The sequence below is a fragment of the Cellulomonas sp. plas2 genome, from assembly GCF_057221735.1.
Map to the genome: position 1 here is coordinate 2,742,284 of NZ_CM170155.1, position 16,083 is coordinate 2,758,366.

The window sequence follows — 16,083 nt, forward strand, 5'->3', positions numbered from 1 at the left end:
GCTCAGACCTTCGTGTAGCGGCTCAGGGTCACGACGGACGAGATGCCCGCCAGGAGGATGGCGACGACCACGAGCAACGGCGCCACGGTCCACACCTCCCGGCTGCTCACGTACGGGATCCACGTCAAGGATGCGCCCAGCCAGTCCTGGACCACCACGTCCACCCCGAACCAGAGCCCCGCCACGGCCAGGACCGCGCCCACGGTCGCCGCGATCGCCCCCTCGAGCATGAACGGCAGCTGGATGAACAGCGTGGAGGCCCCGACGAGACGCATGATCCCCGTCTCCCGCCGCCGCGACAGCGCCGAGAGCCGGATGGTCGTCGTGATGAGGAGCACCGCGGCCAGCAGCATGACCGCCGCCAGCCCCGCGGCCAGCAGCGTCGCCCGGTTGAGCACGAGGAAGACCTGGTCGAACAGCTCGCGCTGGTTCTCCACGGTCTCCACGCCGGGCCGGCCCGCGACGACGTCCGCCACCACGTCGTACCGCGTGGGGTCGGTGAGCTTGATGCGCAGGGAGGAGTTCATGTCGTCGACCGTCACGACCGAGGCCCAGAACTGGTCCTGGAACTGGTCCTGGAACGAGGCGAAGGCCTGCTCCTGGGTCTCGTAGAAGACCTCCTCGATCGCCGGTGCCACCTCCGGCGCGTCCAGCGCGGCGCGGATGTCGGCGAGCTGGGCGTCCGTCACCACGCCGCCGGCGCAGGTCGGCGCTGACGAGGTCGCCGGGCACAGGAAGATGGAGACCTCGACCCGGTCGTACCACTGGTCCTTCATCTTGCCGATCTGCAGCTGCAGCAGGCCGGCCGCGCCGACGAAGGTGAGGGACACGAAGGTCACGAGGACCACCGAGATGGTCATCGACAGGTTGCGGCGCAGGCCGATGCCGATCTCCGACAGGATGAAGCGCAGACGCACGGTGCTCGTCCCCTCCCCGGCTCAGCGGTCCGAGCCGTAGACGCCGCGCGACTGGTCGCGCACCATCTCGCCGCCGGACAGCTCCACGACGCGCTTGCGCATCTGGTCGACGATCTCGTCGTCGTGCGTGGCCATGACCACGGTCGTCCCCGTGCGGTTGATCCGGTCCAGCAGGCGCATGATCCCCAGGCTCGTCGTCGGGTCGAGGTTCCCCGTGGGCTCGTCGCATAGGAGGATCGGCGGGCGGTTGACGAAGGCGCGCGCGATGGCCACGCGCTGCTGCTCCCCGCCGGAGAGCTCGCCCGGCTTGCGCTTCTCCTTGCCGGCCAGCCCGACGACCTCGAGGACGTCCGGCACGGTGGTGAGGATGTGGTGGCGCGGCTTGCCGATGACCTGCAGCGCGAACGCCACGTTCTCGAAGACGGTCTTGTTCGGCAGCAGGCGGAAGTCCTGGAACACCGTCCCGATCTGGCGGCGCAGCTGCGGCACCTTCCACGACGAGAGCGTGCCGAGCTCCTTGCCGGCGACGAACACCTTGCCGGCGCTCGCGCGCTCCTCGCGCAGGACGAGCCGCAGGAACGTCGACTTGCCGGAGCCGGAGGCCCCGACGAGGAACACGAACTCCCCGCGCTCGACGTCCAGGGTCACCCGGTCCAGCGCGGGCCTCGAGCCGCGCGCGTAGACCTTGGTGACGTTCTCGAATCGGATCACGGGTTCTGCCAGACGGGTCGGGGACGTCGGTCGGGGTGCGCACGCGCGCCGGGACGCGCCGCACCCGTGCCCGTCCCATCGGCCGGCGGCCGCGCACCGCGAGGGCTGTGCCGCCCCTCCCGGACGGGTGGGCGTTCGAGGTTAGGCACGCGCGCCCGCGACACGGCTGCCGACACGCCGCGCCGGCCCCGAGCCTGGGACCGGGCTGGGAGGGTGCGTCAGTCCTCGGCCTGGCCGTTGCGGCGCCAGCGGATCCCGGCCTCGACGAACCCGTCGATGTCGCCGTCGAACACCGCCGCCGGGTTGCCGACCTCGTGCTCGGTCCGCAGGTCCTTGACCATCTGGTACGGCTGCAGCACGTAGGAGCGCATCTGGTCGCCCCACGACGCCTTCACGTCGCCCGCGAGCTCCTTCTTCTTCGCCGCGTCCTCCTGCTGACGGGCCAGCAGCAGGCGCGACTGGAGCACGCGCATGGCCGCCGCGCGGTTCTGGATCTGCGACTTCTCGTCCTGCATCGACACGACGATGCCCGTGGGCAGGTGGGTGATGCGCACGGCGGAGTCGGTCGTGTTGACGGACTGCCCGCCGGGGCCCGACGAGCGGAAGACGTCGATGCGGATGTCGGACTCGGGGACGTCGACGTGGTCCGTCTGCTCGATGAGCGGGATGACCTCGACGGCGGCGAAGGACGTCTGACGCCGGCCCTGGTTGTCGAAGGGCGAGATGCGCACGAGGCGGTGGGTGCCCGCCTCGACGGACAGCGTGCCGTAGGCGTACGGCGCCTTGACCTCGAACGTCGCCGACTTCAGGCCCGCCTCCTCCGCGTAGGAGGTGTCGAGGACCTTCGTCGGGTAGCCGTGGCGCTCCGCCCAGCGCAGGTACATGCGCATGAGCATCTCCGCGAAGTCCGCGGCGTCGACGCCGCCCGCCCCCGCGCGGATGGTGACGACGGCGTCGCGCTGGTCGTACTCCCCCGCCAGCAGCGTCCGGACCTCGAGCTCGCCCAGGTCCTTGCGGATGCCCTCGAGCTCGGACTCGGCCTCGGCCAGGGTGTCCGCGTCGTCCTCCTCCGCGGCCAGCTCGACGAGGGCCTCGAGGTCGTCGATCCGCGCGCCGAGCCGGGCCGTGCGGTCGAGCTCGGCCTGCGCCGCGGACAGCGCGCTCGTGACGCCCTGCGCCTTCTCGGGGTCGTCCCACAGGTCCGGGGCCGACGCCTGCGCCGAGAGCTGCTCGATCTTCGCGCGCAGGGCCGTCGGGTCGCTCACCGCCCGGATGGACTCGAGGGTGCCGCGCAGCGTGCGGATCTCGGCGGGGAAGTCGGTGGCAGCCACGGCCGTCCAGGTTACCGGGTGGCCGGTGCGTCCCCGGACCGCCCGGTGGACGACGGGGTGGGCGAGGGGGCGGACGACGCCCCTCCGGGCAGCGTGACCTCCGAGCGCCGCGGGGCCGTGCCCAGCAGCTCGCGGACGTCGGCGAGGACCGCGTCCGTGCCCACCTCGGCGACGAAGGACGGGTCGTGCGGGCAGCGCACGGCCGTCCAGCCGACCTGCGTGACGTCCGCGCCGCACACCGGGCACGCGCGCGTGAACGACATGAGGACCCGGTGGCGCCCCCGACCGAAGGGAGCCGCGTTGACGACGTTGCCGAACCAGAAGATGCCCACCGTGGCGGCGCCGACGGCCTGTCCCAGGTGCCGGGGCCCGCTGTCGTTGCCCAGCACCACGTCCGCCGTCGCGAGCACCCCGGTGAGGGCCGAGAGGGAGAGCCGGTCCACGAGCGAGCCGACGAGCGCGCGCGCCGGTCCCGTGACCCTCTCGTCGACCACGGCGAGGATCTGCTCGGCGGCCGGCAGGTCCGTCGCGTCGCCGACGAGCAGTACGCCGACGCCGTCCTCCGCCAGGGCGGCCGCGACCTCGCCGTAGCGCTCGGCCGGCCACCGGCGGCGGGGGTCCGTGGCGCCGGGGTGCACGACGACGAGGCGGTCCGCGCCGGGCGGACGGTGCGAGAGCCCGACGGCGCGCTCGTCGTCGGTCACCGCGACGCGAGGGTCGAGCGTCACCGCCGGGGCCCCCGCGAGCGCGGCCACCTCGAGGTCCCGCAGCACCTCGTGCTGGTAGTAGAGGTACGGCACGGTCCGCTCGAGCGGCGGCGCGTCGGGCGTGGCGAGGCCGACGGTGTGCCGGGCGCCCAGGCGGAGCAGGAAGGGGTTGGAGTTCCGCCCGCCGCCGTGCACCTGGACGGCCAGGTCGAAGCCGCGCGGGGCGAGGCCGGCGAAGAAGGCGTCGACCGCGGCCGGGTCGTGCTCGGCACCGGCCGCGTCCCGGATGCCGGGTGCGACGGGCAGCACCTCCACGTGCCGGACCGGCCCCGGGCGGTCCGCGAACAGCGCCCGGTGCAGCGGCGTGCCGAGCAGCGTGATCTCCGCCTCGGGGTACGCGGCCGCGAGCGCCTCGACGGCGGGCAGCGCGAACACGACGTCGCCGAGCCCGCCGCCACGCAGCACCGCGATGCGCCGGACGTCCGTGAACCGCTCCCCCAGGGTCCCGACGACCGGCAGGGCGGGCGCGGCGGTCGCCGGCGGGACGGCCGGCGGGACGGACGGCTGGGCGGACGGCTGGGCGGACGGCTGGGCGGCGGGCGGGACGGGGGCGGTCGAGGTGGGCACGCGGTACTTCTACCCGACCGCCCCGGGCGCCGCCCGTGCTCGTCGGCGGCGAGAGGTGGTCAGAGGTCGACCGTGCCGCGGATCACGGTGCGGCACGCGCCGCCGACCCAGGTGCCGTCGGCGCCCACCTCGACGTGCACGCGGCCCGCGCGGTCGAGGACCGTGCCCTGCGCGGCGACGTACCGCGGCGGCACGACGCCGGTGGCCACGAGCCACGGCGCGAGCGCCGCATTCAGGCTGCCCGTGACGGGGTCCTCCGGCACGCCCAGCTCCGGGCAGAAGGCCCGCACCTCCACGTGCGCCGGGCCGCCCGCTGCGTGCACGCCCACGACGCCCACCTCGAGCCCGACGAGGGCCGCCATGTCGGGACGCAACGCGAGCACCTCGGCGGCGGTGCGCAGCCGGACCGCCGCCCAGCCCGGACCGTTGTCGGCCCAGGCGTGGTCGACGACGGCGTCGCGCCCGACGCCCAGGCCCGCCACGATGCGGTCGAGCAGGGCGTCGTCGAGCGGGCCCTCGCGCAGCAGCGGCGGGGCGGCGAAGGCGAGGGTGCCCGCGTCTCCCCTGACCTCGCCACCGATGTCGCCACCCGCGTGGCCACCGACGTCGCCACCCGCGTCGGCGCCCTCGTCGGCCCCTCGGCCAGTGGTCCGCAGCGGGACGATCCCGGCGGCGCACTCCTGCACCGGCCCGGTCGTCGCCCGCGGGACACCGCCCACCTCCCGCCAGGCGTGCGCGCTGCCGAGCGTCGGGTGCCCGGCGAAGGGCAGCTCGCCGCCCGGCGTGAAGATGCGCAGCCGGTAGTCGGCACCGGCGGCGGCCCCGGCGGCGGTCGGCGGGAGGACGAACGTCGTCTCCGACAGGTTCGTCCAGCGCGCGAAGCGGGCCATGGCGGCGTCGTCGAGCCCGTCGGCGTCGAGCACGACGGCGACCGGGTTGCCGCGCAGCGGCTCGGCGGAGAAGACGTCGACCTGGGCGAAGCGGCGCGTGGTCACGGACCGATCCTGGCACCGGCCGCGCCGGGCACCCCGGACGTCGTCGCTCGTCGCTCGTCGTCGCTCGTCGTCGCACGTCGTCGCACGTCACAGCGCGCTGACGGGCACCTCACCGCGCGGAGCAGCCGCGGAGGTGCTTCTCTGGCCCCGCCCCTGGCAGCCGACGCCCTCACCGGAGGTGAGCCGTGCCCGCGAGACCCGCGACCCCCGTGACCCCCGAGCTCGTGCAGGAGGTGCTCGGCGTCGCACCCCACGTGACCGTGGTGGGCGACCTCGCGCTCGACGGCTGGTGGTCCGGGCCGGCGCGGCGGATGACGCGCGAGGCCCCGGCACCGGTGGTGGAGGTGTCGCAGCGCTCGCACGCGCCCGGGCAGGCGGCCAACACGGCGGCGAACCTCGCCGCGCTGGGGGCGCACGTACGCCTCGTCGGGCTCGTCGGCGACGACCCCGACGGGCACAGGCTGCTCGACCTGCTGCGCGAGGCGGGCGTCGACGTGTCGATGGTCGTCGTCGACGGTGGCCGCACGCCGGCGAAGAAGCGCATCCTCGCGGGCGACCAGGTGCTGGTGCGGATCGACGAGGGGCCGGACGAGCCGTGGTCGGCCGCCACCCTGGAGGCGCTCGCCGACGGCGTGGCCGTCGCGGCCGCCGGCGCCGACGCGCTGCTGGTCTGCGACTACGGCGGTGGCAGCCTGGACGGGCCGGTGCACGCGGCGCTCGCGGCCGCCCGGCCGGGCGTGCGGGTGGTGGCCGTCGACGCGCACGACCTGCGCCCGTGGGCCGACCTGTCCCCCGACCTCGTGACGCCCAACGCCGCCGAGGCCGCGGTGCTCCTCGGCGGGCCGCTCGGCGGGCCCCAGGGGGAGGACCGCCCCGGTGAGGCGGAGCGCCGCGCTCCCGACCTGCTCGCGGCCGCGGGCGCGCGCGCCGCCGTCGTCACGCTGGACCGCGAGGGCACCGTCACGCTCGAGCCGGGACAGGAGCCGCACCGCACGTGGGCCGAGCCCGCGGACGAGAGCCAGGCGTCGGGCGCGGGCGACACCTTCGTCGCCGCGCTCACCCTCGCCCGCGCCGCCGGCCTGCCGCTGACCGTGGCCGCCGACCTCGCGCAGGCCGCCGCCGACGTCGTCGTCCGCTCGCCCGGCACGTCCGTCTGCACCGCGCGCCAGCTCCTGGCCCGGTGGGAGGCCCGGCACGGCGCACTGCCCGCGCACGAGCTCGTCGCCCGCCTCGCCGGGGAGCGGGCCGCCGGCCGACGGATCGTGTTCACCAACGGCTGCTTCGACGTGCTGCACCGCGGGCACACCACCTCGCTCGAGCAGGCCGGGCGCCTCGGCGACGTGCTCGTCGTCGCGGTCAACGGCGACGACTCCGTGCGCCGGCTCAAGGGTCCCGGGCGGCCGATCAACACCGCCGAGGACCGGGCCGCCGTGCTGGCGGCGCTGGCGTGCGTGGACTACGTGACGGTCTTCGACACCGACACCCCCATCCCGCTGCTGGAGCAGATCCGGCCCGACGTCTACGCCAAGGGCGGGGACTACACGCCGGAGATGCTGGCCGAGGCGGCGGTCGTGCAGGCCTACGGCGGCGAGGTGCGGATGCTCGACTACGTCGCCGACCGCTCGACGACCGCGGTCGTCGAGCGGATCCGGGTGACCGGGTCGGGCGGCGCGCAGGCCGCGCTGGCACCGGCCGCGGCGGACGCCGGCGAGGTCGCGCGGTGACCGCCCGCGGGGAGGGCGCCGGGGACGCGCGGGACCGGGCGCCGCGCGCGCGGAGCCGGCGCTGGTCGGGGGCCTGGGGCGGACCCGCGGAGCCGGGTCCGCAGCCGCTCGTCGACGTGCTCGTGCCGACGTGCGGCCGCGAGGCCGAGCTCGCGGTGACGCTGGCCGGCCTCGCGGCGCAGGACGACCCGCCGTTCCGCGTGATCGTCTCCGACCAGTCCGACGACGGCGCGAGCCTGGCCGCCCCGGCCGTGCAGGCGATGGTCAGGGTCCTGACGGCGCAGGGGCGGCCGGTCGAGCTGCACCGGCACCTGCCGCGCCGGGGGCTGGCCGAGCACCGGCAGTCGTTGCTCGAGCGTGCGACGGCGCCGGCCGTGCTGTTCCTCGACGACGACGTCTGGCTCGAGCCCGGCCAGCTCGCGCGCATGCACGCCGCGCTGCGGGAGCTGGGGTGCGGCTTCGTCGGGTCCGCCGTCCAGGGGCTGTCGTACCTCGACGACGACCGCCCGCACGAGCGCACCGCCTTCGAGGCGTGGGACGGCCCGGTCGAGCCCGAGCGCGTCCGCCGCGGGACCGCCGCCTTCGAGCGGTGGCGCCTGCACAACGCCGCGAACCTCGCGCACGTCGCCGCGGAGGTGCCGGTGCCCGTCGACGGGTACCTGCCCTACAGGGTCGCCTGGGTGGGCGCCTGCGTGCTGTACGACCGCGAGGCGCTGGTCGGCACGGGCGGGTACGACTTCTGGGACCGGCTGCCGAGCACGCACGCCGGGGAGGATGTGGCGGTGCAGTGGCGGGTGATGGAGCGGCACGGCGGTGCCGGCCTGCTGCCGAGCGGCGCGGTGCACCTGGAGGCCCCGACCACCGTCCCGGTGCGGGACGTGGACGCCTTCGACGTCCTGTTCGCCGCCGAGGACGAGGCGGCGGCCCGGCCGTAGCCGGTCCGCCGCCTCGTCGTCCGGTCCTGCTCCGGGTCGGGCGCCTCGGCCTCAGCCGTCCTCGCGGTCGGGGCTCTCCAGGCGGAAGAACGAGCTCGTCGTGCCGTCCTTCTTCTCCTCCTGGTAGATGAAGTTCAGGCGGCGGGTGTCGAAGGTGTCGAACCACTCGTCCCAGGTGACGTGGACGAGGCGGTCGTCGTCGCCGCCGAAGTCCAGGCGCAGCACGCCGAGGTGGTCGCCGTGCTCCGTGCCCTCGACCGTGGCCGGCACGCCGTCGCGGGCCTCCGCCCACTGCCGGATGACGTCGTGGTTGGTCGTCACCAGGCTGCGGCCCGGGCGCTCCGGGTCGTCGTCGGTCGAGGCGATCTCCTGGGAGTACTTGAGGCTCTTCGACGTGTCCGGGCCGGTGCGCACGTGGCCGCCGTCGGGGCCGGGGCCGCCGCTGTGGTCGGTGCGCTCGTCGGTGTCGTCGCGGTCGTCCTGGCTCACTGCGCCTCCTCACCTGCCGGCCGCCGCACGGCGGCCCGGTCTGCCCACGGCCCGCCACCTGCCAGCCGGCCGCGTCCATGCCACCCCGGGCCCCGCGACGCCGCAACCGCGGCGTCTCAGGAGGCGCGGGCGGTGGCCGTCGCGGTCAGGGGGACGCCGTCGGTGAAGGGCGCGAGCACCCCGCCGACGAGCGGGACCGGGACGACGGCCGCCAGGCGGACCACGACCGAACGTCCGTCCGGGCTGCCGGCCGACACGACGCGGACGGTGCCGAGGGCCGGGTCGGGGTGCGCGGCGACGTGGTCGCGCACCTCGGCGCCGACCGCCGCGTCCGCGAGCGGGAGCCCGTCGGACGGCAGCCCGCCGGCGTAGTAGGCGGAGGCGCTGAGCGCATCGGCCGCGTCGAGCGCGGCGAGGTCGGCGAGCGCGAGCAGCCTCTTGCGGTCGAGGTGCACCCCGGCGGCCGCCGTGACGACGAGGACGAGGCTCGCGGCGACCACCACGAACCCGAGCGCGAGCAGCGCGATGCGTCCCTCGTCGTCGCCGCGGCGCAGCCGGTCGACGAGGCCGGCTCGCCGACCCGCGCGCGGCTCCCCGGCCCTCACGGCGCGGCCGCCGTCGACCGGAAGCGGTCTACGCCGGCGGAGCGCTCCGCGCTCACCGGCACCTCCAGCGGCACGGCGCCCCGGACCGCGGCGGGGACGAACGGCAGCGGCACGCGCACGGCCACCCGGGCCGTCACGGTGCCGCCCGGCGCCAGGCACGGCCCGGACGGGCACGCCAGCGCCAGCGCGGCCGCGGGGTCGTCGCCCAACCCGGCGTCCCGCAGGGCGATGCCGGTCGCGGCCACCGCGCGGACCGTGCCCGCCCGTGCGTCGTCCGCCGCGGCGAAGGTGCGGGCGGCGTCCCGTGCGGCGCCCTCGACCGCGAAGGTCGCCGCCTCGAGCCGTGCGAGCACGAGGACGAGGTAGACCAGGGGCACGAGGAGCAGGAGCGCGACGCCGAGCAGCTCGAGCACGGCGCTGCCGGCGTCGTCGCCCCGGCGCAGCGCGGTCGCGGCCGTGCAGCAGCGCTGCCCGGCACGGGTGCCGAGGCGGATGCACGCGGCGCGGAGGCGCCTCACGGGCCGTCCTCCGCCAGCGCGTGCCCGACGACCTCCACGCGGCCGGCCGGCCCGAGCAGGCCGAGGACCGGCAGCGGTGCGCTCACGTGCACGGCGACGACGTCGAGGCCGTCCAGCCGCTCCGGGCCTGCGGTCACGTCGCGGGCGTACGCCTCGTCGAGCGCGGCGACGACCAGGGCACGGGTCCGGGCGACGCCGTCAGCCGGGGTGCGTCCCCCGACCGCCGCGTACCGCGCGCCCTCGGCCGCGCTGTCGGCGAGGACGGTGCGCACGTGCAGGGCGAGCGCGAGCTGGAGCACGCCCGCGACGAGCACCGCCAGCAGGGCGGCGGCGAGCACGAACTCGACGACGGCCGATCCGGCGTCGGCGTCTAGGCGCCGGTGACGCCCGCGATCGCCGTGCGGAACACGTCCTCGAGCACCGGCCGCGCGACCACCCACAGGGCGGTGACGAGGCCCGCCGTCATGAGGGTCACGAGCACCCAGCCGGGCACGTCGCCCCGGTCCTCCCGCAGCCGCCGCCCCAGCCGCAGCAGGGTCAGCGAGGCCGCCGACGAGGCGCGCAGCGCGAGGGCGGACGGGTCGGCCGGACGGTCGCGCCGCGGCAACGACGGCGTCGCCGCCCGTCGCAGCGGGACGACGGCCGCGTGGTCCGACGACGGCGACGGCGACGAGGCTGACGACGCGGGTGCCGCCGTGCGCGGCGCGAGCCCCGCCGCGAGCGGGGAGGACGAGCGGGCGCCGCGGGTGGGGAAACGGGCGGTGGAGCGGGACATCGAGGACCTCCGTGGTGGGGGCGGGGGGACGGGCGAGGGGACGTGGGTGGTGCCGGACGCAGTGCCGGGAGGGGAGCCCGGAGTGGGGGCGGACGTGCGGCCCGACGCGGGGCCGGACGCGGGGACGGACGCGGGGACGGGGCCGCCGGCCGTCGGCGCTCACAGGCCCACCTGCAGGACCACGGCGCTGGGGAAGACCGCGAAGAGGACGGTCACCGGCAGGAGGAGGAAGACGACGGGCACCATCATCTGGACCTCCTTGCGGCCGCCGGCCTCCATGAGCGCGCGGCGACCCTCCTCGCGCACGTCCTGGGCCTGCGCGCGCAGCACGTCGCCCAGCGGCGTGCCGCGGTCGACGGCCACGGAGACCGCCTCGGCGAACCGGGCCAGCGCCGGGACGCCGGTGCGCCGGGCGAGGCGGTCGAGCGCGACGGTCAGCGGCGTCCCGGTCCGAGCCTCGGCGAGCACCGCGCCGAGCTCGGCCGCGAGGGGGCCGTGGGTGGTGCGCACGACGCGGTCCAGCGCGCCCGCGGCACCCTCGCCCGCGCCGACGGCGAGCGCGAGCAGCTCGGCGACCGTCGGGAGCTCGAGCAGGATCCGCGCCTCCCGCCGCCGGACGTGCGCGGTGAGGCGGACGTCGGGCAGCAGCACGCCGGCGGCTCCGGCCAGCACCGCGAGCAGCGCGAGGGCGAGGGGACTTCCGCCGCGCAGCACGCCGAGGACGAGCGCGGCGGCCAGGCCGCCCGCGAGCCCGACGGCGCCGTGCACCACCTGCTCGGCGCGGAACTCCTCCACCCCGCGGTGCCCGCCGGCGCGCACGAGACGCCGCGCGAGCTCGTCGCCCGGCCGCCCGACCCGGGCGACCAGGGCGGCCGCGTCCGCGACGACCGGGGCGAGCAACCTCTGCAGCGTGCCGCCCGCACCGCGCGCCACCAGGAGGTCTGCCCCGCGACCGCCACCGCTGCCGGCCTCGCCGAGGAGCCCCGAGGAGCGCCGTTGCGGGCGCAGGTAGGGCGCGAGCCGCTGGTCCAGCGTCACCCGGCGCGCCCGGTGGGCCGCCAGGACGAGGACCGTCCCGACCCCGGCGGCGAGCCCGAGCAGCGCGCCGACGGCACCCGGCGCGAGCGCCGCCGCACCGGCCCCCGACACGAGCACGGGGCCGCTCACCGCAGGACCCGCGGGTCGTCGGGCAGCCGCCCGAGCCGGACCATCGCCGCGTAGGCGACGACGGAGCACACGAGCCCGACGAGGAGCACCGTGGCCCCGGCCGGGGTGCGGTACGCGACGGCCGCCTCGGGCCGCGAGGACAGCAGCGCCAGCACCAGCCACGGCGCCGCGACCGCCAGCCGCGCGCCGTGCACGGTCCACGACTGCCGCGCCTCGAGCTCGCCGCGCGTGCGCAGGTCGTCGCGGAGGAACGCCGACAGCGTCCGCAGCAGGCGCCCGAGGTCGGTGCCCCCGACCTCCCGCGTCAGCCGCAGCGCCTCGACGATGCGGTCGGCCACCGGGTCGGCCAGCCGCGCCTTCAGCGCGTCGAGGCTCTCGGTGAACCGACCCGTGGCGCGGTGGTCCTCCGCGAAGGCGACGAACGGAGCCCGCAGCTCGGCCGGCCCGCGCTCCCCGACCTGGGCGAGCGCCTCGGGGACGGTCATCCCGGCGCGCACGGCCGACGCCAGGTGGTCCACGACGTCCGGCCACAGCGCACGCACCCGGGTACGGCGACGGCGCGCCCGCCCCTGCACGACGAGCACCGGCACGGCTGCGGCGAAGGCGCCGAAGCAGGCGGCGACAGCCGGCACGCGCACGGCCGCGAGGACGACCAGGGCGGTCACGAGACCGAGCACGGCACCGGCGGCGGCGACGTGCCCGGGCCGCACCCCGGCCATGCCCGCCTGCACGAGCGCGTCCTGCCACCGGGCGGGCACGCCGTCGTGACGGACCGCGCGGGCGGGGCGCACCCACAGCGAGGACCACACGCACGCCAGGCCGGCCCCGAGCAGGAGCCCCGTCAGCACGCCCATGCCGTCACCACCGAGCCCGCAGCAGTGCCGCGACGTCCGTGCCGGTCCGCGCGTAGCGGTCGGCGTGCGGCGGGAAACCCTCGCCCCGCACGAGGACGCCGTCGCGGGTGGTGAACAGCTCGGCCGTCTCGACCACCCCGGCCTCGACACGACCCGGCACGCCGAGCACCTCGCGCACGCGCCGGCGCCCCCGGGCGTCGCGCTCGACGTGCACGACGAGGTCCACCGCCGACGCGACCGTCGGCACGACGAAGCGGTCCGACACGTTCTCCCCCGCCAGGAGGGGCAGGGTGCACAGCTTGACGAGGGCCTCCCGCGCCGAGTTGGCGTGCAGGGTGCACATGGCCGGCAGGCCGGCGTTGAGGGCGATGAGCAGGTCCAGCGCCTCGGCCTCGCGCACCTCCCCGACGACCAGCCGGTCGGGTCGCATGCGCAACGCCTCCTTCACCAGGCGGCGCAGCGGGATCTCGCCCTCGCCCTCGAGGTTCGCCGACCGCGTCTGCAGCGCCACCCAGTCGCGCGCGTCGAGCCGCAGCTCGAAGACCTCCTCGCAGCTGATGATGCGCTCGCGCTGCGGCACGGCGCCGGCCAGCGCGTTGAGCAGCGTCGTCTTGCCCGCCTGGGTGCCGCCGGACACGAGCACGTTGAGGCCGGCGCGCACCGACGCCGCGAGGAACGCCGCGACCGGCACGGGCACCGTGCCGAGCGCGACGAGGTCGTCGAGCGCACGGGCGCGCACGACGTGCTTGCGGATGTTGACGCTCCAGTGCCGCCGCGTGACGTCGGGGATGACGGCGTGCAGGCGCTCGCCGCCGGGCAGGCTCGCGTCCACGAAGGGGCTGGAGACGTCCAGCCGACGCCCCGACGTGCGGAGCATGCGCTCGACGAGCTCGCGGACGCCGTCCTCCGTGAGGATCGTCGTCGTCAGCTCGGCCTCGCCGCGGCGGGCGACGAACACCTGCGAGGGGCTGTTGATCCAGATCTCCTCGACCTCGTCGTCGTCGAGGTAGGGCTGGAGCGCACCCAGACCGGCCACGGCGTCGAGGACCCGGCGGTGCGCGACCGCGGGGTCCGGCAGCCGCGGCACCGCACCGCGCACGGCCCGCTCGTCGTAGTCGGCCAGCGCGTCGTCGAGCAGGTCGACCACGCGGGCGCGGTCGGTCACGGGGTCGAGGCCGCGCCGGCGCACGAGCTCGCGCACCTCGTCCTCGAGGATGGTCACCGCCTCGCCCGACATGCCCTGCCCGCCCCCCTTGCGCCCGGTCCGTCCGGTCTGACCGGAACGCTAGGGGCGGCGGAGCCCCCGGACGCCGTCGTCCACAGGCCCTCACCCGTCCGCTGCACCGCTCCCGCCCGATCGGACGGCCGCACCTCGCAGGCGCGCTAGCGTGGATGCGTGAACATCCCCTTCCCCTCCGGGGGGCAGCACCCCCTGTCCCACGGCGACCACCAGGCCGTCGTCGCCGAGGTCGGTGCGTCGCTGCGGCGGTACGCCGTCGGCGGCCGCGACGTCGTCGTGCCCTTCGCCCCCGAGGAGCTCGCGCCCGCGTTCTCCGGCGCCGTCCTCGCGCCGTGGCCCAACCGGCTGCGCGACGGGCACTTCACGTGGGCGGGGACCGAGCACCAGGTGGCCGTCTCCGAGCCCGACCGCAGCACGGCCCTGCACGGCCTCGTCGCCAAGGCGCGGTTCTCCGTCGTCGAGGCGACGCCGTCGTCCGTCACCCTCGAGCACCGGCTCGTGCCCACCGACGGCTACCCCTGGCCGCTCGTCGTCGAGGTCACCTACGCCCTGTCCGACGAGGGCCTGCGCGTGACGACCCGCACGACGAACCTCGGCGCCGACGAGGCGCCCTACGGCCTGGGCTTCCACCCGTGGCTGGCCCCCGCCGGCGCGGTGGACGACTGCGTCCTGCAGGTCGGCGCGGAGAGGCACGTGACCGTCGACGAGCGGCTGCTGCCCACCGGCACCGAGCCGGTCGCGGGCACCTTCGACCTGCGCGAGCCGGTCTCCCTGCGCGGCGTGGCGCTCGACGACGCGTGGGTCGAGCCCGTGCGCGAGGCGGACGGGCGCACCTGGGCCCGGCTGACCGGCGGCGACGGGCGGACGGCGGCGATGTGGGCCGACGACGCCTTCGCCGCCTGGCAGGTGTGCACCGGCGACGGCATCCCGCGCGTCGAGCGCGGCGGCGTCGCCGTCGAGCCGATGACGTGCATCGCCGACGCCTTCCGCACCGGGGACGACGTCGTCGTGCTCGGCGCCGGCGCGACGCACGAGGCGACCTGGGGGCTCACGCTCGTCTGAGCGGTTCCGCGACGACGCTCGCAGGACGACGGAGGGCGGCACCCGCGGGTGCCGCCCTCCGTCGTCGTCGACGTCTCAGCTGCCGTAGTACTCGCCGTCGGCCTTGACGCCGGTGAGGTACTCCCAGTGCCACCGCTCGTGGGGGCCCGAGCCGCCGGGCTGCGCCCAGTCCGGGTTCTCCCAGCCGAACACGCCCGCGTTCTCGTTGAGCCACTCCCACTTCGCGCCCGTCGTCGCGGCCGAGCAGATGTCGACCGCCAGGCCCCAGCCGTGGTTGCTCTTGCCGGGCGTCGCGGCGAGCCCGCCCTTGGCGGCCTTCACGGCGCGCTGCTGGGCCAGCGTGCGGTAGCCCGAGACGAGGCAGAGGTCCTCGCCGAAGCGGGCCGCGTACGCCTCGTTGAGGCCGGCCAGGGCGACGGCGGCGTCGGCCCGGATCTCCGTCGTGCCGTCCCAGAGGGTGCACAGGTCGGACTGCGGCACGAGCCCGTTCGACGGGCTCGACGAGGCGACGACGCCGGAGCAGCCCGGCAGCGGCGACCGCGCCTCGGAGCGGCTCGCGGCCTCGAGGGAGCGGGACGCGGGGGCCGAGGCGAGCGCGGGCGGGACCGCCGGTGCGTCGGCCGGGGCCGTCAGCGCGGTCACGGTCGAGGGCAGCTGCGTCGTGGCGGCGGCCGCCGCGGTGCCGGCGGCGGGCGCCTCGTCGTCGCCCAGGCCGTGCACGACGGGCACGACGACCGTGGCCGCGACGAGGGCGGACAGCACACCCGCGCGCCCGGCGCGACGGCGACGGACCGGGGCCACCGGCGCGGTCGCGGCGCGCAGCTCACGACGGCTGCGGACGGTGCCACCGCGCACCGCGTCGGCGGCGTGCGTGTGCACCTCGACCGGCCGGAGCACGAGGGTGTCGCCGTCCCCGCCCGCGTGGGTCCGCACGGTACGCAGGACCCGCTCGGAGGTGGCGGCGTCGGCGTGGGGCGCGTCGTCCGTGGCCTCGGTGGCGGCGCCGTGCTGCGCGGCGGCGAGCGCGCGCAGCTCGCGGCGGGTGAGGACGCGCGGGGCGACGGGCACGAGGACGGGCAGCGCCGGGGAGGGCACCGCATCGTGCGCCGGGGAGGGCACCGCGTCGTGCGTCGGGGTGTGGACCGAGTAGTGCCGACGGGCCGACACCGCGGCGGGCACCGGGGAGGACACGGGAGCGGGCACCGGGGACGGGACCGTGGCGACGGTGGTGGGGGTCGCACCCGCCGCCCGCGCCGCGCGCAGCGCCCGCCGGGTCAGGGGTGCCGTCACGGGGGACGTGACGCTCGCCGTCGGCACCTGCTGCTCCACGCCACCTCCGCTGCGGTCCTGCGCTGCTGTCCTGCGCTGCTGTCACGGCTCTCGTCGAGCGCCGTCCGTCGTCCTCTCACGTCCCCCGGGCACGGGC

Annotated in this window: 17 protein-coding genes; 3 read left to right on the top strand and 14 right to left on the bottom strand. The window is 76.8% G+C overall.

What is annotated here, in order from left to right; translation table 11 throughout:
- Positions 1-2: 2 nt before the first annotated feature.
- From ftsX to AC2TDM_RS12360, 5 genes are all read right to left on the bottom strand, one after another.
- Complete coding sequence (gene ftsX / locus AC2TDM_RS12340; protein WP_090029791.1) at positions 3-917, bottom strand: permease-like cell division protein FtsX; 915 nt, start codon at positions 915-917, stop codon at positions 3-5.
- Positions 918-938: 21 nt separating this feature from the next.
- Positions 939-1,628 (bottom strand): cell division ATP-binding protein FtsE, encoded by a 690-nt coding sequence (gene ftsE, locus AC2TDM_RS12345; RefSeq protein ID WP_090029789.1) that lies wholly within the window; start codon positions 1,626-1,628, stop codon positions 939-941.
- Between the two features lie 218 nt (positions 1,629-1,846).
- The gene (gene prfB, locus AC2TDM_RS12350; protein WP_090029787.1) at positions 1,847-2,959 is read right to left on the bottom strand and encodes a peptide chain release factor 2; all 1,113 of its coding nucleotides are present in this window, start codon (positions 2,957-2,959) and stop codon (positions 1,847-1,849) included.
- A gap of 11 nt (positions 2,960-2,970) precedes the next feature.
- Positions 2,971-4,293, bottom strand: a complete 1,323-nt coding sequence (locus AC2TDM_RS12355) for a glycosyltransferase family 9 protein (RefSeq protein WP_484634797.1) — start codon at positions 4,291-4,293, stop codon at positions 2,971-2,973.
- Between the two features lie 59 nt (positions 4,294-4,352).
- On the bottom strand, positions 4,353-5,288 hold the full coding sequence (locus tag AC2TDM_RS12360; protein ID WP_484634798.1) for a PhzF family phenazine biosynthesis protein: 936 nt from the start codon (positions 5,286-5,288) through the stop codon (positions 4,353-4,355).
- Between the two features lie 185 nt (positions 5,289-5,473).
- Between AC2TDM_RS12360 and rfaE2 the strand changes: the two genes are divergently transcribed.
- Both rfaE2 and AC2TDM_RS12370 read left to right on the top strand, forming a co-directional pair.
- Positions 5,474-7,012 carry a D-glycero-beta-D-manno-heptose 1-phosphate adenylyltransferase gene (rfaE2, locus tag AC2TDM_RS12365; protein WP_308439485.1) on the top strand — a complete coding sequence of 513 codons (1,539 nt, stop codon included), beginning with the start codon at positions 5,474-5,476 and terminating at the stop codon, positions 7,010-7,012.
- On the top strand, positions 7,009-7,947 hold the full coding sequence (locus AC2TDM_RS12370; RefSeq protein ID WP_090029782.1) for a glycosyltransferase family 2 protein: 939 nt from the start codon (positions 7,009-7,011) through the stop codon (positions 7,945-7,947). The genes rfaE2 and AC2TDM_RS12370 overlap by 4 nt, the downstream gene beginning before the upstream one ends.
- Positions 7,948-7,998: 51 nt before the next feature.
- Here the strand turns inward: AC2TDM_RS12370 and AC2TDM_RS12375 are convergent, their stop codons facing one another.
- The 8 genes from AC2TDM_RS12375 to AC2TDM_RS12410 all read right to left on the bottom strand — a co-directional run bounded on the left by AC2TDM_RS12375 (position 7,999) and on the right by AC2TDM_RS12410 (position 13,592).
- Positions 7,999-8,436 carry a hypothetical protein gene (locus AC2TDM_RS12375; protein WP_203708744.1) on the bottom strand — a complete coding sequence of 146 codons (438 nt, stop codon included), beginning with the start codon at positions 8,434-8,436 and terminating at the stop codon, positions 7,999-8,001.
- Positions 8,437-8,552: 116 nt separating this feature from the next.
- Positions 8,553-9,041 carry a pilus assembly protein TadG-related protein gene (locus AC2TDM_RS12380; RefSeq protein WP_484634799.1) on the bottom strand — a complete coding sequence of 163 codons (489 nt, stop codon included), beginning with the start codon at positions 9,039-9,041 and terminating at the stop codon, positions 8,553-8,555.
- Positions 9,038-9,559 (bottom strand): pilus assembly protein, encoded by a 522-nt coding sequence (locus AC2TDM_RS12385; RefSeq protein ID WP_308439484.1) that lies wholly within the window; start codon positions 9,557-9,559, stop codon positions 9,038-9,040. Before AC2TDM_RS12385 ends, AC2TDM_RS12380 begins: the two co-directional genes overlap by 4 nt.
- Entirely contained in the window at positions 9,556-9,999 is a 444-nt protein-coding gene (locus AC2TDM_RS12390) for a TadE/TadG family type IV pilus assembly protein (protein ID WP_090029781.1), read from the bottom strand. The genes AC2TDM_RS12385 and AC2TDM_RS12390 overlap by 4 nt, the downstream gene beginning before the upstream one ends.
- A complete protein-coding gene (locus AC2TDM_RS12395; RefSeq protein ID WP_239078714.1) occupies positions 9,930-10,334 on the bottom strand; it encodes a hypothetical protein in 405 nt (134 codons plus the stop codon). The genes AC2TDM_RS12390 and AC2TDM_RS12395 overlap by 70 nt, the downstream gene beginning before the upstream one ends.
- 159 nt (positions 10,335-10,493) lie before the next feature.
- Positions 10,494-11,501 carry a type II secretion system F family protein gene (locus AC2TDM_RS12400; protein WP_484634800.1) on the bottom strand — a complete coding sequence of 336 codons (1,008 nt, stop codon included), beginning with the start codon at positions 11,499-11,501 and terminating at the stop codon, positions 10,494-10,496.
- Positions 11,498-12,355 carry a type II secretion system F family protein gene (locus AC2TDM_RS12405; protein ID WP_484634801.1) on the bottom strand — a complete coding sequence of 286 codons (858 nt, stop codon included), beginning with the start codon at positions 12,353-12,355 and terminating at the stop codon, positions 11,498-11,500. Before AC2TDM_RS12405 ends, AC2TDM_RS12400 begins: the two co-directional genes overlap by 4 nt.
- Positions 12,356-12,359: 4 nt before the next feature.
- Complete coding sequence (locus AC2TDM_RS12410) at positions 12,360-13,592, bottom strand: TadA family conjugal transfer-associated ATPase (protein WP_090029778.1); 1,233 nt, start codon at positions 13,590-13,592, stop codon at positions 12,360-12,362.
- A 159-nt stretch (positions 13,593-13,751) separates the two neighbouring features.
- Between AC2TDM_RS12410 and AC2TDM_RS12415 the strand changes: the two genes are divergently transcribed.
- Entirely contained in the window at positions 13,752-14,657 is a 906-nt protein-coding gene (locus tag AC2TDM_RS12415; protein ID WP_484634802.1) for an aldose 1-epimerase family protein, read from the top strand.
- A 75-nt stretch (positions 14,658-14,732) separates the two neighbouring features.
- On the opposite strand, the gene AC2TDM_RS12420 is transcribed toward AC2TDM_RS12415, so the two are convergent.
- Positions 14,733-15,986 carry a M15 family metallopeptidase gene (locus AC2TDM_RS12420; RefSeq protein WP_484634803.1) on the bottom strand — a complete coding sequence of 418 codons (1,254 nt, stop codon included), beginning with the start codon at positions 15,984-15,986 and terminating at the stop codon, positions 14,733-14,735.
- Between the last annotated feature and the right edge of the window lie 97 nt (positions 15,987-16,083).